The 14687-nt window shown below is 64.0% G+C and carries 13 protein-coding genes; 5 read left to right on the top strand and 8 right to left on the bottom strand.

The annotated features are described in order from the left end of the window. Position 1: 1 nt before the first annotated feature. The 4 genes from BMI89_RS11595 to pyrH all read right to left on the bottom strand — a co-directional run bounded on the left by BMI89_RS11595 (position 2) and on the right by pyrH (position 2990). Positions 2-799 carry a phosphatidate cytidylyltransferase gene (locus BMI89_RS11595; protein ID WP_281478280.1) on the bottom strand — a complete coding sequence of 266 codons (798 nt, stop codon included), beginning with the start codon at positions 797-799 and terminating at the stop codon, positions 2-4. Next, entirely contained in the window at positions 796-1554 is a 759-nt protein-coding gene (uppS, locus tag BMI89_RS11590) for a polyprenyl diphosphate synthase (RefSeq protein WP_093477136.1), read from the bottom strand. The genes BMI89_RS11595 and uppS overlap by 4 nt, the downstream gene beginning before the upstream one ends. 51 nt (positions 1555-1605) lie before the next feature. After that, entirely contained in the window at positions 1606-2169 is a 564-nt protein-coding gene (gene frr / locus BMI89_RS11585) for a ribosome recycling factor (RefSeq protein ID WP_078550245.1), read from the bottom strand. An 89-nt stretch (positions 2170-2258) separates the two neighbouring features. Beyond that, positions 2259-2990, bottom strand: a complete 732-nt coding sequence (gene pyrH / locus BMI89_RS11580) for a UMP kinase (RefSeq protein WP_078550242.1) — start codon at positions 2988-2990, stop codon at positions 2259-2261. 118 nt (positions 2991-3108) lie between these two features. Here pyrH and miaA point away from each other — a divergent pair, with 118 nt between their 5' ends. Together miaA and BMI89_RS11570 are read left to right on the top strand one after the other, a co-directional pair. Then, positions 3109-3993 (top strand): tRNA (adenosine(37)-N6)-dimethylallyltransferase MiaA, encoded by an 885-nt coding sequence (gene miaA / locus BMI89_RS11575; protein ID WP_078571026.1) that lies wholly within the window; start codon positions 3109-3111, stop codon positions 3991-3993. A 108-nt stretch (positions 3994-4101) separates the two neighbouring features. Continuing rightward, complete coding sequence (locus BMI89_RS11570) at positions 4102-4995, top strand: helix-turn-helix domain-containing protein (RefSeq protein WP_078571025.1); 894 nt, start codon at positions 4102-4104, stop codon at positions 4993-4995. A gap of 103 nt (positions 4996-5098) precedes the next feature. On the opposite strand, the gene adh is transcribed toward BMI89_RS11570, so the two are convergent. The 4 genes from adh to BMI89_RS11550 all read right to left on the bottom strand — a co-directional run bounded on the left by adh (position 5099) and on the right by BMI89_RS11550 (position 11252). Next, positions 5099-6625, bottom strand: a complete 1527-nt coding sequence (gene adh, locus BMI89_RS11565; RefSeq protein WP_078571024.1) for an aldehyde dehydrogenase — start codon at positions 6623-6625, stop codon at positions 5099-5101. A gap of 267 nt (positions 6626-6892) precedes the next feature. After that, positions 6893-9268, bottom strand: a complete 2376-nt coding sequence (locus BMI89_RS11560) for a S8 family peptidase (protein ID WP_168176801.1) — start codon at positions 9266-9268, stop codon at positions 6893-6895. Between the two features lie 482 nt (positions 9269-9750). Further along, on the bottom strand, positions 9751-10569 hold the full coding sequence (locus tag BMI89_RS11555) for a GNAT family N-acetyltransferase (RefSeq protein WP_078571022.1): 819 nt from the start codon (positions 10567-10569) through the stop codon (positions 9751-9753). Beyond that, a complete protein-coding gene (locus BMI89_RS11550; RefSeq protein WP_078540812.1) occupies positions 10566-11252 on the bottom strand; it encodes a GntR family transcriptional regulator in 687 nt (228 codons plus the stop codon). The genes BMI89_RS11555 and BMI89_RS11550 overlap by 4 nt, the downstream gene beginning before the upstream one ends. Positions 11253-11480: 228 nt before the next feature. Here BMI89_RS11550 and BMI89_RS11545 point away from each other — a divergent pair, with 228 nt between their 5' ends. The 3 genes from BMI89_RS11545 (at position 11481) to BMI89_RS11535 (ending at position 14685) form a co-directional block, all read left to right on the top strand. Beyond that, entirely contained in the window at positions 11481-12455 is a 975-nt protein-coding gene (locus BMI89_RS11545; protein WP_078571021.1) for an ABC transporter ATP-binding protein, read from the top strand. 31 nt (positions 12456-12486) lie between these two features. Continuing rightward, on the top strand, positions 12487-13752 hold the full coding sequence (locus tag BMI89_RS11540) for an extracellular solute-binding protein (protein ID WP_078571020.1): 1266 nt from the start codon (positions 12487-12489) through the stop codon (positions 13750-13752). A 75-nt stretch (positions 13753-13827) separates the two neighbouring features. After that, on the top strand, positions 13828-14685 hold the full coding sequence (locus BMI89_RS11535; protein WP_078540809.1) for an ABC transporter permease: 858 nt from the start codon (positions 13828-13830) through the stop codon (positions 14683-14685). The last annotated feature ends 2 nt before the right edge of the window (positions 14686-14687 follow it).

Below are 14687 nucleotides of genomic sequence, written 5' to 3'. Positions count from 1 at the left end.
TTCAGCCTTCCGTCAGCGGCAGGGTCATCACCTGCGAAATCAGCATCAGGAACACGACCGCGCCGGTCAGCGCGTCGAAGCGGTCCAGCACACCGCCATGGCCCGGGATCAGCGAGGAGCTGTCCTTCACGCCGGTCGCGCGCTTGATCGCGCTTTCGGCGATGTCGCCCAGCTGGCCTGCGAAGGCCAGAAGCGGCGAAATCCAGATCATCGCGAGCCCGCCGCCCATCTGGGCGAAGAGAAAGCCCACGAGCGCCGCACCGACCCAACCGCCGACCGTGCCCGACCATGTCTTCTTCGGGCTGACCTTGGGCCAGAATTTCGGCCCGCCCACCGTGCGGCCCACGAAATATCCCATGATATCAGAGACAACGACCACCGCGACGATCCATGTGATCGCGCCGAGCCCTGCCCCTTCGCGCAGCGCCACGAGCCCATAGCCCGTCAGCATGATCGCCAGCGCATAGCCCGCGCCAAGCCAGCGCCGCCCGGTGCAGATCACCGCCGCCATGATCGGCACGATCAGCAGGTAAAGCAGGCCATAAGGCTCATGGATCGCGAAAACGAAGGTCAGTGTCGCCGCCGCGACCAATCCCAGGCCGACCGCCTTGCCGGGGCGTTCGGGGCGCAGCATCGCGGTGAGTTCCCAGATCATCAGACCCGTCACGAGCACCGAGAGCGCCGCGAAGACCGGACCGCCCCACCAGATCGCGGCGAGGCCGATCGCGACCATCGCAAGCCCGGAGGCGAGCCGCGGGACGAGATCGCCCCATTTGCCGGACCGCGGCGTCTCCGTCACGAGGCAACCCCGCCGAAGCGCCGCTCGCGCCCGGCAAACCGATCGAGAATATCGGACAGCTCGTCCGGCGTGAAATCGGGCCAGAGCGTCGGCGTGAATTCATATTCCGAATAGGCCGCCTGCCACGGCAGGAAATTCGAGGTCCGCGTCTCGCCCGAGCTGCGGATCACCAGATCGGGATCGGGCATGCCCGCGCTGTCGAGCCGCGACGAGATCATCGCTTCGTCCACCTCGTCGGCCGTGATCTTGCCCTCGGCGACGTCGCGCGCAATCGACTGGGCTGCGCGTTTCAGCTCGTCGCGCCCGCCGTAATTGATCGCAACCGCCAGCGTCAGCTTGGAGTTGCCCTTGGTGCGCGTCTCGATCGCGTCCATCGTCTCGCGCAGCAGCGGGTCGAGCGGCGTGCGGTCGCCGATAAAGCGCAGCTCGACGCCCTGACGCGACAGCTCCGCCGCCTCGCGTTTGATCATCAGCCGGAACATCTTCATCAACCCGAGAACTTCCTGCGTCGAGCGCTTCCAGTTCTCCGTCGAGAAGGCGTAGATCGTCATGTAGCGGATGCCCAGATCGGGCGCGGCCTGCACGACCTTCTTGATCTGCTCGGCCCCTTTGCGGTGACCGGCCAGACGCGGCCAGCCCCGCTGGGTGGCCCACCGCCCGTTGCCATCCATGATGATCGCGACATGCAGCGGCGCCGGGGCGCCCCCCTCATGCCCCTGCGGGGTCTGGGCGATATCGGGAATGCTAGGGGCCATCGGCAATGTGATCCTTTTCGCTCAAGACGCAGGGGGGCTGAGGCAAAAGCCTCAGACCTGCATGATCTCGGCTTGCTTGTCTTCGAGCGCCTTGTCGACCTTGGCGATATGCGCGTCGGTCATGTCCTGAACCTCGCTCTCCCAGATCTTCACGTCGTCTTCGGACATGCCATCGGCCTTGGCCTTCTTGATCTGGTCCATGCCGTCGCGGCGCACGTTGCGGATCGCGACGCGGGCGTGCTCGGCATATTGGGCGGCGACCTTGGTCAGCTCGCGGCGGCGTTCCTCGTTCAGCTCCGGGATCGGCAGCATGATGATCGTGCCATTGGTCTGCGGGTTGATGCCCAGACCGGATTCGCGGATCGCTTTCTCGACCTTGCCGACCATCGACTTGTCCCAGACGTTGATCGTGACCATCCGCGGCTCGGGCACGTTCACGGTGCCGACCTGGTTGATCGGGGTCATCTGGCCATAGGCTTCGACCTGAACCGGCTCCACCATCGAGGCCGAGGCGCGGCCCGTGCGCAGCGACGCGAATTCATGCTTGAGCGAGCTCATTGCGCCATCCATGCGGCGGGCAAGGTCATCGGTGTCGATCTCGATATCGTCGGACATTGGGTATTTCCCCGTTCTTGTTGAGCCTCGGGCCGAGCTTTAGCGCAGCTCGCAGGCGAAAACTAGCATTTGTGACCGTCGCGCGGCGCTCAGCCCTGCACTTTGGTGTAGGTGCCTTCGCCTGCCAGAATGCCGCGGAAGCCACCCGGCTCGTCAAGCGAGAACACGATGATCGGCTTATTGTTGTCGCGTGCGAGCGCGATCGCCGAAGCATCCATCACGCCGAGGTTCTTCTGCAGGACCTCGTCATAGCTGACGGTGTCATACCGCTTGGCGTCGTCGAATTTCACCGGGTCCTTGTCATAGACCCCATCGACCTTGGTGCCCTTGAAGATCGCCTCGCAGGACATCTCGTTGGCGCGCAGCGTGGCGGCGGTGTCGGTCGTGAAATAGGGATTGCCGGTGCCGGCGGCGAAGATGCAGACCCGCTTCTTCTCGAGGTGGCGCACGGCGCGGCGGCGGATATAGGGCTCGCAGACCTGATCCATCGGAATCGCGGAGATCACGCGGGTGAAGACGCCGAGGCCTTCCAGCGCGGATTGCATCGCCAGTGCGTTCATCACCGTCGCGAGCATCCCCATGTAGTCGGCCGTCGTGCGCTCCATCCCCTGAGCCGAGCCCGCAAGGCCGCGGAAGATGTTGCCGCCGCCGATCACCATGCAGATCTCGACGCCCAGATCGCGCACCGATTTCACTTCATGCGCTATACGCGAGACGGTCGGCGGATGCAGGCCGTAGCCCTGATCGCCCATCAGCGCCTCACCCGAGATCTTCAGTAGCACGCGATTGTATTTGGCCGCGGGATGCGTCTCGGTGCTCATCTGATCCTCCGATGGGCTGTTGTCATTGGCGCGCAAAATGATCCAAATAGAGCCGGGGTTCAACCTCTTGCGAAAGCGTAGAGCCCCGAGCCCGCCAGAAAGCCTGCAAGAGCCACCAATGCCGACTGCCCTGCCCGAAATATCGCCGCGAACGCCCGTGCTGATCGCGGGAGCGACGGCGAGCGGGAAATCGGCGCTGGCGCTGTCGATCGCTGAGGCCGAGGGCGGCGTGGTGATCAATGCCGACGCGCTGCAGGTCTGGTCCTGCTGGCGGCTACTGAGCGCGCGCCCGTCGCCCGAGGAAGAGGCCCGCGCGCCGCATCTGCTCTACGGTCATCTCGATCCCGGCGCGGACTATTCGGTCGGCCACTGGCTGCGCGACGTCACCCCGTATCTGGAGGCCTTCCGCGCAGGCGGGCCGCGCCCGATCATCGTGGGCGGCACCGGGCTCTATTTCACCGCGCTGACGCAAGGCCTGGCGGAAATCCCTGAAACGCCACCGGAAATCCGCGCCGAGGCCGATCAGCGGCGGCTCTCGGAAGGCCATGCCGGGATGCTGGACGAGCTCGACGATGCGACCCGCGCGAAGATCGACGCGCAGAACCCGATGCGGGTGCAGCGCGCGTGGGAGGTGCTGCGCGCCACCGGTGAGGGGCTCGCCGCGTGGCAGGCCCGCACCCCGCCGCCGCTTCTGCCGCTCGACACCGTGGCGCCGCTTCACCTCGATCCGGATCGCGACTGGCTGGCCGAGCGCATCGACCGCCGCTTCGATCTGATGCTCGAACAGGGCGCGCTCGACGAGGTCCGCGCGGTGGAGCCGATCTGGGATCCGAACGCGCTCTGGGCGAAGGCGATCGGGGCGCCGGAACTGATCGCGCATCTGCATGGCGAGCTCGATCTGAGCGAGGCGCGAGAGCGCGCACAGGCGGCAAGTCGCCAATATGCCAAGCGGCAACGCACCTGGTTTCGTGGCCGCATGAAGGCGTGGCACAAGATCACGTAGACTGTGACCCTGCGGCAACTGGGCGCCGGGGCTTCTGTGGAAAATTCCTTGGTTCACGCGAGAGTTGCGGGCTATCCTCCCGCCGAAATCGCGTAGGATCAAAGCATCGTGAAGCTCTTTTCGACACCGCCCCTCTCCCAGCTCTCGCAGGCCAAAACCGTGAAGCCCGGTGCAAGCGGCTCGCCCGGCCCGGCGCAGACCGCGACCGACCTGCCGAGCCCCCCGAGTGAGCCGCGGCTGGTGCAGATCGCCCATCTCGCCAAGGGCGGGCGCTGGCGGGTCGAGGCGATGCGCGCCCATTCCGAACCCTGCCTGCTGTGGTTCTCGCGCGGCCAAGGCCGGATCACGCTGGGCGGCGTGACCCGCGGCTACGGCCCCAATAACGCGATCTTCATTCCACCGGGCGTGATGCACGGCTTCGAGATTTCCAACCAGACCCACGGTCAGGCCCTGTTCTTCGGCCGCGACACCGACATCACTCTGCCGCCTGCCGCCCATCACCTGCGCATCCGCGAAGCGATCGCGCAGGGCGAGATCGGCTCGATCTTGGAGGCGATCCAGCGCGAAAGCGAAAGCACGCGCCCTGCTGCCGACCGCGCGCTGCGCAGCCATCTGGGCCTCTTGAGCGTCTGGCTCGAGCGACAGATCGCGAGCAACGCGAACGAGGCGATCCGCCCGAGTGCTGCGCGCCGTCTGGTCACGCGCTACGCCGTTCTGGTCGAGCGCGAGTATCGCGCGGGAACGCCAGTCGCGGATATCGCGCGCGAGTTGGGCGTCACACCCACGCATCTGTCGCGCGCCTGCCGCGATGCCTGCGGGAAATCCGCGCTGGAACTGATGCAGGAGCGTCGTCTGTATGAAGCGCGTCGCCTGCTGCGCGACACGCCCGTCCCGATCAAGGATATCGCACAGCTTCTGGGCTATCGCAGCCCGGGCTATTTCTCCCGCGCCTTCCAGGCCGGAACCGGCAGCACGCCTAACGCCTTCCGCCGCGCGAGCTGACCCGCGCCGCGACAGGCCGCCTGCCCGATCCATCCGCCCCCGCGACACGAAAAAGGGCCGCGCCTTTGCAGACGCTGCCCGGGGTTTGGGGAGGTAAACCCTATCAGAAGAACCCGAGCTTGTTCGGGTTGTAGCTGACCAGCATGTTCTTGGTCTGCTGGTAGTGATCGAGCATCATCTTGTGGGTCTCGCGACCGATGCCCGACTGCTTATACCCGCCAAAGGCCGCATGGGCCGGATAGGCGTGGTAGTTGTTGACCCAGACGCGCCCGGCCTCGATACCGCGCCCGAAGCGATAGGCACGCGAGCCGTCACGGGTCCAGACACCGGCGCCAAGGCCGTACATCGTGTCATTGGCGATCTCGAGCGCCTCGGCCTCGTCCTTGAAGGTCGTGACCGACACCACCGGGCCGAAGATTTCCTCCTGGAAGACCCGCATCTTGTTGTGGCCCTTCAGGATCGTCGGCTGGATGTAGAAGCCGTTCGCCAAATCGCCGTTGAAGCGCGCGGCGTCACCGCCGGTGAGCACCTCGGCCCCCTCTTCGCGACCGATGCTCAGATAGGACATGATCTTGTCATGCTGCTCCTGGCTGGCCTGCGCGCCGACCATCGTCTCCATCGCGCGGGGATCGCCCTGCTTGATGGCTTCGACGCGGGCGATGCAGCGCTCCATGAACTTCTCGTAGATGTCTTCCTGAATGAGCGCACGGCTCGGGCAGGTGCAGACCTCGCCCTGGTTGAAGGCGAACAGCACGAAGCCTTCGACCGCCTTGTCGAGGAAGGCATCATCTTCGGCCATCACGTCCGAGAAGAAGATGTTGGGCGATTTGCCCCCCAGTTCCAGCGTGACCGGGATCAGGTTCTCGGTCGCGGCCTGCATGATCTTGCGGCCCGTCGCTGTGGAGCCGGTGAAGGCGATCTTGGCGATACGCGAGGAGCTCGCGAGCGCCGCGCCGACTTCCGCGCCATAGCCGTTGACGATGTTCAGGACACCATCGGGCAGCAGGTCGGCGATGACTTCCATCACGACGAGGATCGCCGCCGGGGTCTGCTCGGCCGGTTTCAGCACCACGCAGTTGCCCGCCGCCAGAGCCGGCGCCAGTTTCCATGCCGCCATCAGCACCGAGAAGTTCCACGGGATGATCTGACCCACGACGCCCAGCGGCTCGTGGAAGTGATAGGCGACGGTGTCGTTGTCGATCTCCGACATCGTGCCTTCCTGGCTGCGCAGAACGCCCGCGAAATAGCGGAAATGGTCGACGGCGAGCGGAATGTCGGCCGCCGTGGTCTCGCGGATCGGCTTGCCGTTGTCCCAGGTTTCGGCCGCAGCGATCAGGTCGAGATTTTCCTCGATCCGGTCGGCGATCTTGAGAAGGACGTTCGAGCGCTCGGCAGCCGAAGTCTTGCCCCAGGCGTCTTTCGCGGCATGGGCTGCGTCGAGCGCGGTTTCGATATCCTCCGCCGACGAATGCGCGACTTCACAGACCTTGCCGCCGGTGATCGGCGTGATGTTGTCGAAATATTTGCCGTTTTTCGGGGGCACGAACTTGCCGCCGATGAAGTTGTCATAACGGTCGCGGAACGGCGAAACCGAAACGCCCTTGAATTCAGGTGCCATATCGTTGGCCATTGGTCTTCCTCCCAGATTGAACGCAGCCGACAGGGCTGCGCGCCATAGAGATCAGACTGCCCAACCGCGCGCTCTGCGCATAGCCGCTCTGCGCTGGTGGAATGCATCATCTGTCTCGCGCCTGAGACAGGTGCAGCCGCAGCATTGAGGATTTGCAGGCGCGCTGAGACTATCGAAGACGGCGTGTGTCGCGCTCGCGTCAGGAAGCGAAGTCCTGAGACACGTGGATATCACGACGGCAAGTCGTTCAGGACCGCCCGAGCCGGATCAGAAACGCGCCGTCCATCCCAGCGAAACCCCCATCGCCGAACTCTGCCCCGGCTCGTAGACGAGCCCGGCACCGAGGCGCCCGATCCCGGCCTTGCGCGAATAGCCGATCTGCAGGTCGGGCTGGGGGGCCGCGCTTTCAATATTCACCGAGGCTGTCGTCATCACGACCTTTTCGGACCGCGTATTTCCGACGGCTGCGCCGACAGCGGTCGGAACGCTCATCGTCAATTTTCCCGAGGCGAGCGCGATCGGCGTCGAAACCCCGACAGAGAGGCGGTCGTCCCCGGTCAGAAACCCGGACTTGCTCAGGCCAATGGCATAGGCATTCGACCGCAACCCGCTACCCGATTGAAGCAAACCGTTCCCGGAGAAGCTGGAGTTGCCATTCGCTGCGGTAAGCTCGAGAGTCGTCCCGTCGCCGAGAGAGACATTCATCCCCAGCTGTACGAAATGGGTATTGCTCGAAAGCCCGCCGCCGAACGCGCCCCCCACCGAGGTGCCCAGGAAACCGCCGTCTTCGTGCAGGTTGCCGACGGTCATCGAAAGCGTGCTGGCGCCGAACCGGGCATTGAGCGAACCGGCGATATATTGCGAGCTAACATCGCCCGCGCCGCCGCCTGCCTGCGAAATCGAGGCCGATACGCCATCGCCGAGACCGATTTCGTAGTGAAGCGCGGAGGCGGTGTCGAAAGATTTCAAATAAGGCGCGGCCATCGCGGCACTGTCGACCCATTTCGTTCCGGCAATCGCGGAGCTGTCGCCATGCGACAGAGACAGGGTGCCGGTGCCTGCGCTGAAATTGACCGGAGCGGTCGCCCCCATCGCGAAAGTCTCGGTGGAGGCTTGCGCGGCGCGGGCATCGGCATAGTCGGCCACGAAGCTGCTCGCCGCCACGTGATAGCCGCGATCATAGGCATCCGTGACGATCATCCGCTGACTGGAGAGTGTCGCGCGCAGCGCGCCTGCGACGCCGCGGGTTGCGCTGATCGTGCTCTGGGTTGCCGGCACGGACGGGCCGTCGAGCGAACTTGTCGTCTCGACTTTCAGCGTTCCGGCCGGTGCCTGAGCCTGCCGGAGATTGAGCTCGCCCCAACCATAGATCGGGTCGATCCCCACCGCACCGAGATCGGTTGCGCTGTTTTCGAGGATCTGCACGATCTGCTGACCGGTGAGCTCGGGGAATTCGCTCTTGAGCACCGCGACCGCGCCGGTGACATAGGGCGTCGCCATCGAGGTCCCGCTCATATAGGCGTAATCGCTCCCAAGATCGCTCGGGTAGGTCGAGAGGATATCCACGCCCGGCGCGGCGAGGCAGTAATTCATCGCCTCGCCACAGCGGTTGGAAAAACTGGCGATCTGGTGGTTGCTGTCCACGGCCACTACGCCAAGTATCGAGCCTTCCATTTCCGGGAAATACTCCGGCAGGCCCGCCATCAGGCTCGGATTGGCTCCACCGTCATTGCCCGCGGCGAACACGCTGACCATGCCCGCCTTTGCCGCCGCGTCGAGCGAGTCGATGGTGGCCGACCCAAGCTGTTGGCGGATCTGGTCGGCGCTCGAAAACTGGTCGATCGTGAGTGTCTTGTTATTGCCGTCGACATAGGCCCAGCTGTTGTTCATCGAGACCGCACCGGCATTGACCGAGCGCGTGACCGCATCGGCGTAGCTGCCCGCAGGCACCGAGCCTCCGACGCCTTGCAGGATCATCAGCTTGGACCCCCAGGCGATCCCCTCGATCCCCTGCCCGTTCTGCACACCGGCAACGATCCCGGCCACATGCGTGCCGTGCCCGTCGGTGTCGGTGACGTCAGAGGTGTTGTCGAAATAGCTGTAGGAGAGCGCGCCATCGATGTTGTCAGCGAGATCGGGATGGGTCACATCCGCGCCGGAATCGTAGATCGACACGAGCGTTCCAAGCCCATAGGCCCCCTCGGCATAGCGATAGGCCGCCTCGGTCTGCGCAAGGCCGCCGCTTGCATAATACTCGTCAGTCTCAAAACTGCTGACGCTGCCGCCAGTGCCGGTATACGGCGCGTTGCCCGAGGGTGGCGGCTGGGTGTTGCTCGAGGAGCCGGATGAGCTCGAGGACCCGCCTCCTCCTCCCCCCGCAGCGGCGGCCAGCCCCACCACACCAAGGCCAAGGAGCAAGAGCATGCTGTTGGAGCCGGTCACCGATGTCGTGCTGGCCGCGGCAGTGTCCGCAGTATTTCCCGAAGTGGTATCAGGCGAACCGGGCGCGGCGGCGGGAGCCTGCGCGAGTCCGTAGGAGACCGTCGTGCGACCCGCGAGCGCGATCCGTTGAGTGAGATCCTGTGCATGCACCTGTGTGACGGCAAGCGAGGTCAAAGCCGTCGCCGCCAGAATACGTCCCATCGTCATCAAGATCCCTTTCGCGGAAAAATGCCTGCTTCGCGGAGGTCCGGTCTTCTTTTTGTCTGGATAGCCTCAGCGATACTGTGCTTCTCCCCTTGCTTCAACGACACTTGAGTTAAGCATCGGTTAAACGCGCTGGCATGTGTTGATCGCGACGCAGGGAGCCCTCGGAAAATTCATCAGGGCGCGCTTGGAAACGCAGCGGACACGGTGCGAAATCTCAATGTTTCTTGGCCCGCCTTCGCGAAGTCGCGGATGGCGGGACGTCGGATGCGCTGCGCCTCGCAAGCATGCCGGTCGCTTCGGATACACGAACAATTGAAACGTCATCGCGGCGCTCGGTCGGGTTGCATCGGCCCCTTTCGGCACAATCTGCAGCGTAGCGGGTCGCGTTCCGCGGCGCGCTATGTTCAGTGAACCGCGCGCATCTATGACAGAACAGGCGGCCAAACGCCCCGCGTCTGAGCTACGTCGATGCGCGCTCAACCAAGCTCCATCGTTGCGATGGCCTGCAAGGACGCCGTCGTCTTCGGAGCGGTGCCGCGATACATGCGCGCCGTCTCGAAAACCGGGGTGAAGCCGCACTCCGACAGACGGGCCCTGAGTGCCGCGTTGCTCTCGGGCAGATCGATCGAGACGGGCGCAGTCGGAAAGCGGTTTGCCGCGGCGCGCGCCAGCCGCATCGCATCGTCACTCCGCTCGGCAATGACGGGCCCGATCTTGAGCCCCTCACGACATTGCCTGACGGTCGCGAAGCCTGTGCCATCGCTGAGCCGGACGGTCTGACGGGATGGGCTGGGCGCGAGCCAGCGGCTCAGAAAAGCGTCGCGCTGCACGCCACCGGCCTGCGCATCGAGCGCAATGAGCTGCTCGAGGTCGGCATGCTCGGCCAGCACGATGCCCGTGTCGTCTTCGGATGACAGCACCCCCGTGAGCCGCAAGCTCGCGCCCTGACGTCGGAACCCGGAACGCGCGTAATTGTCCTGCTGCGCGGCCACGCCATCGAGGCCGACGCTGCGATCTCCCGCATGGCGCAGCGCATGTTGCCACAGGGCGAACCCGATGCCCTGCCCCCGGACTTCGGGCTTGCAGATGTAGAGCCCCAGAAACGCATTCTTCGCATCATGATTGACCACAGAGATCGCAGCCACCGGCGCGCCATCCGCCTCCGCGACGAAGAACCCTTGGGGATCGGTTGCGTAGAATGCCTCGGCATCTGCGAGGCCGGGATTCCAGCCCTCGGCGGCGGCCCAGTCGAGAACCGTTTCCAGCTCTGAGAGATCGGCATTGCGCAAGATCATGCCCCCAAGGCCTCGCGCAGGCTGGCAGGAGCGGAGGTGCGGTTTCGCAAGTCGAGAGAGCTGAGGAGGTCGAGAAGGTGATTTTTCATCAGCTCCTCCGCCAAATCGGCATCGCGTTCCGCGAAGGCGCGCATCAAGGCATGGTGCGCATGGCTTTCGCACAGGGCCCCGCGCCGGTGCCAATAGAGCGCGATGATCAACGAAGACCGCGCGACCAGCTGGGTGATGAATTCGGTGATCGTGGCCTGATCGGCAATCCGTGCGATCTCGAGATGGAACTGCCCCGAGAGAAAGAGTGCCCGGCCCGCCTCGCCCTCATCAATCGCCGCGTGTTCTTCGTCGATATGACGTTGGAGGGCCGCGAGGTCGTCCTCAGTGATCCGCTCGGCGGCCGAGCGCGCGGTGCGCGGCTCGAGCAGAGCGCGCGCCTCGAACACCTCGCGCGCCTCGCGCACCGTGGGCTGCGCGACATAGGCCCCGCGGTTGCGTTTCAGCTCGACCAGCCGGTCATGGGCCAGCCGCTGCAGCGCGGCGCGGATGATGGTCCGCGAAACGCCATAGATCTCCCCCAGCTCCTCTTCCGACAGCTTGGTGCCCGGCATCAGGCGATGCTCGTGAATCGCGAGCGCCAGATCATTGGCGATCGTATCGGGCATCGGGGCGGCGGGGAGCGGATCGTTCATCTTGAGTTCCTTTCGCTCACACGATGCCCCGGGCGATCTGCGGAGGACAAGCTGGATCGCTTCGATTCGAATTGTATACAATGTTGTGTCGTAATTTTGCGCATGCAGAAAATTTTTCTGCTCAAATTCGAGGCAAGGTCGGATTCACGGCACCGTGAGTTCGGAAAATGATGGCGAGCTGTCCGGTTCGCACCGAAGGCTGAACCCAGATCGAAGGGAAGCGATGCGATGCGAACGGCACATGATCTCGAGTTAGTGAATCTGACGAAGCGCTACGGCGACACGGTCGCGGTGGACGCGATCAACCATGTCTTCGCGCCGGGCAGCTATGTCTGCCTGCTCGGCCCCTCGGGCTGCGGCAAGAGCTCGACCCTGCGGATGATCGCGGGCCATGAAAGCGTGAGTGAAGGCGCGATCCGTCTGAACGGCGTGGATATCTCCGCCCTGCCCCCGGCCAAGCGCGGCACGGCGATGATGTTTCAGAACTACGCGCTCTTCCCGCACCTTTCGGTCAAGGACAATGTCGCGTTCTCGCTGCGGATGAAAGGCGTCGACAAGACCGCGCGCCATGCCAAGGCGATGGAGCTTCTCGAACTCGTCGATATGGCGCATCTCTCCGAGCGTCTTCCCACGCAGCTCTCCGGCGGGCAGCAGCAACGCGTCGCGCTGGCGCGCGCGCTGGTCACCGAACCGGAAGTGCTGCTTCTCGACGAACCCCTTTCCGCACTCGACCCCTTCCTGCGGGTGCGGATGCGTGCCGAGCTCAAGCGGCTGCAGCGCGAGCTCGGCATCACCTTCCTTCATGTCACCCACGGGCAGGACGAGGCGCTCGCGCTCGCCGACGAGGTCGTGGTTATGAACAATGCTGTCATCGAACAGGCCGGACCCGCGCGCGAGGTCTTCAACACGCCCCGGACCGAATTCGTGGCGCGCTTCATGGGCGGCCACAACGTGGTCACGCTCGACGGAAAGCTCCATGCGATCCGCTCGGATGCGGTGCGCCTTGGCGCCGAGGGGATGCCCGCGACGGTCAGTGCGATCGAATATCAGGGCGACCGCGTCGCGGTGACGGCCCAGGCCGAAGGCCAGGAACCGATCATCGCGCTGATGAGCGACGAGGCCTTCTATTCCAACGACATAAACCCGGGCGAGCAAGTGCGTCTTGCTTGGGATGAGGGGCGGCTGCACCGCCTCCGTGCCTGAAATCGACACTCCAACAGAGGGATACGTGACAATGTCGAAAACCGGTTATACCCGCCGCTCGATTCTGAAAACCGGGGCCGCCGCGCTTGGCGCCTCCGCCCTGCCCGCGCCGATGATCTGGGCGCAGGAAATCAAGAACATCACGCTGCGCCAGTTCGGCACGGGCGTGTCGAACCTCAATGACGTGGCCAACAAGGTGAAGGAAGACCTTGGCTTCTCGCTCGAGATGACCGCGCTCGACTCCGACGCGGTGACCCAGCGCGCGGCAACCCAGCCCGACAGCTTCGACATCGCCGATATCGAATACTGGATCTGCAAGAAGGTCTGGCCGACCGGCAACCTGCAGGCGATGGATACCTCGAAGATCAAGAATTACGACAAGATCGTCGGCATCTTCAAATCCGGCAAGCTGACGCCCGAGAGCGAGATCGCCCAAGGCACCGCGCCCTCGACCGTCGGCTTCGTCGAGGGCCCCGGCGGCACCACCTTTGCCGATCAGGAAACCGGCTGGATGACGCTGATCCCGACCATCTACAACGCCGACACGCTGGGCATCCGCCCCGACCTGATCGGTCGTCCCATTGAGAGCTGGACGGAACTCCTGAACCCCGAGTTCAAGGGCAAGGCCTCGATCCTCGACATCTCCTCGATCGGCATCATGGACATGGCCATGGTCTGCGAGGCGATGGGCGAGATCCAGTATGGCGACAAGGGCAACATGACCCGCGAAGAGATCGACAAGACCATGGCGATCTTCACCGAGGCGAAGAAGAACGGCCAGTTCCGCGCCTTCTGGAAGACCTTCGACGAAAGCGTGAACCTGATGGCCTCGGGCGAAGTGGTGATCCAGTCGATGTGGTCGCCCGCAATCACCGCGGTGAAATCGCGCGGCATCGACTGTGTCTACCAGCCGCTGAAAGAGGGCTATCGCAGCTGGGGTGGCGGTCTCGGCCTGTCCAAGTCGCTCTCGGGCATGGAGCTCGATGCGGCCTATGAGTACATCAACTGGTATCTCTCGGGCTGGGTCGGCGGCTACCTGATGCGTCAGGGTTATTACTCGGCCGTGCCGGAAACCTCGAAGGACTTCATGTCCGACAACGAGTGGGGCTACTGGTTCGAAGGTAAGCCCGCGACGGATGTCATCACCAGCCCGACCGGCGACAAGCTGGCCGAAGCCGGCGAGACCCGCGACGGCGGCTCCTTCTACGACCGCATGGGCCATGTCGCATGCTGGAACGCCGTGATGGACGAGAACCAGTACATGGTTCGCAAGTGGAACGAGTTCATCGCCTCGTGATGACCGAAGGTGGGGGGCTGTCCGCCCCCCACACCCCCCGAGGATATTTGAGCCAAGTCGAAGGGCAGGATCGCGATGAAAGTGACCCGCGAGACGGTGACGGGATGGTTACAGGCGGCGCCGCTGACGGTGGTGTTGCTGGGCTTTCTGGTCGCGCCGATCATTACTATCGTGATCGTCAGCTTCTGGCAGGCGACCGAGTTTTCGATCATCCCCGCCTTCAGCTTTGAGAATTACGAGTTCCTCTTCGGCTCGCCGGTGACCTACAAGGTCTTCGCCGCGACCTTCAAATACGCCTTCCTGACATGGGCGATGACGCTCGCGATCGGCTTCACGGTCGCCTATTACCTCGCCTTTCACATTCGCAGCCAGACGATGCAGATCGCGCTGTTTTTGCTGTGCACGATTCCGTTCTGGACCTCGAACATCATCCGCATGATCTCGTGGATCCCGTTCCTCGGGCGCAACGGGATTGCCAACCAGACGCTGATTTCATGGGGCGTGATCGACCAGCCGCTGGAATGGCTGCTCTATTCCGATTTCTCGGTGATCCTCGCTTTCGTACATCTCTACACGCTGTTCATGGTCGTGCCGATCTTCAACACGATGATGCGGATCGACCGCAATCTGATCGAGGCGGCGCGCGACAACGGTGCGAGCGGCTTCCAGACGCTGGTTCATGTGATCATCCCGCTGACCAAACCCGGCATCATGATCGGCACGATCTTCGTGCTGACGCTGGTGATGGGCGATTTCATTACCGTGCGGTTCATGTCCGGGTCGCAGCGGGCCAATGTGGGGCGGCTGATCTCCAACGATATCGCGCTGCTGCAATACCCCTCCGCGGCCGCCACGGCGGTGGTGCTGCTGTGTACCGTGCTGATCGTGATCGGGATCCTGCTGCGCTTCGTCAACATCCGCAAGGAGCTCTGAGC

The organism is Thioclava sp. F36-7 (assembly GCF_002020075.1).
GTDB lineage: Bacteria > Pseudomonadota > Alphaproteobacteria > Rhodobacterales > Rhodobacteraceae > Thioclava > Thioclava sediminum.
Note: the sequence above shows the minus strand (reverse complement) of the source record. Positions and strands in the feature narration are given on the sequence as shown.

Coding starts and splice junctions, on each gene's coding strand:
- uppS (WP_093477136.1), bottom strand. CDS start 1,554: ATGGCCCCTAGCATTCCCGATATCGCCCAGACCCCGCAGGGGCATGAG.
- frr (WP_078550245.1), bottom strand. CDS start 2,169: ATGTCCGACGATATCGAGATCGACACCGATGACCTTGCCCGCCGCATG.
- pyrH (WP_078550242.1), bottom strand. CDS start 2,990: ATGAGCACCGAGACGCATCCCGCGGCCAAATACAATCGCGTGCTACTG.
- miaA (WP_078571026.1), top strand. CDS start 3,109: ATGCCGACTGCCCTGCCCGAAATATCGCCGCGAACGCCCGTGCTGATC.
- adh (WP_078571024.1), bottom strand. CDS start 6,625: ATGGCCAACGATATGGCACCTGAATTCAAGGGCGTTTCGGTTTCGCCG.
- BMI89_RS11560 (WP_168176801.1), bottom strand. CDS start 9,268: ATGGGACGTATTCTGGCGGCGACGGCTTTGACCTCGCTTGCCGTCACA.
- BMI89_RS11555 (WP_078571022.1), bottom strand. CDS start 10,569: ATGATCTTGCGCAATGCCGATCTCTCAGAGCTGGAAACGGTTCTCGAC.
- BMI89_RS11550 (WP_078540812.1), bottom strand. CDS start 11,252: ATGAACGATCCGCTCCCCGCCGCCCCGATGCCCGATACGATCGCCAAT.
- BMI89_RS11545 (WP_078571021.1), top strand. CDS start 11,481: ATGCGAACGGCACATGATCTCGAGTTAGTGAATCTGACGAAGCGCTAC.
- BMI89_RS11540 (WP_078571020.1), top strand. CDS start 12,487: ATGTCGAAAACCGGTTATACCCGCCGCTCGATTCTGAAAACCGGGGCC.
- BMI89_RS11535 (WP_078540809.1), top strand. CDS start 13,828: ATGAAAGTGACCCGCGAGACGGTGACGGGATGGTTACAGGCGGCGCCG.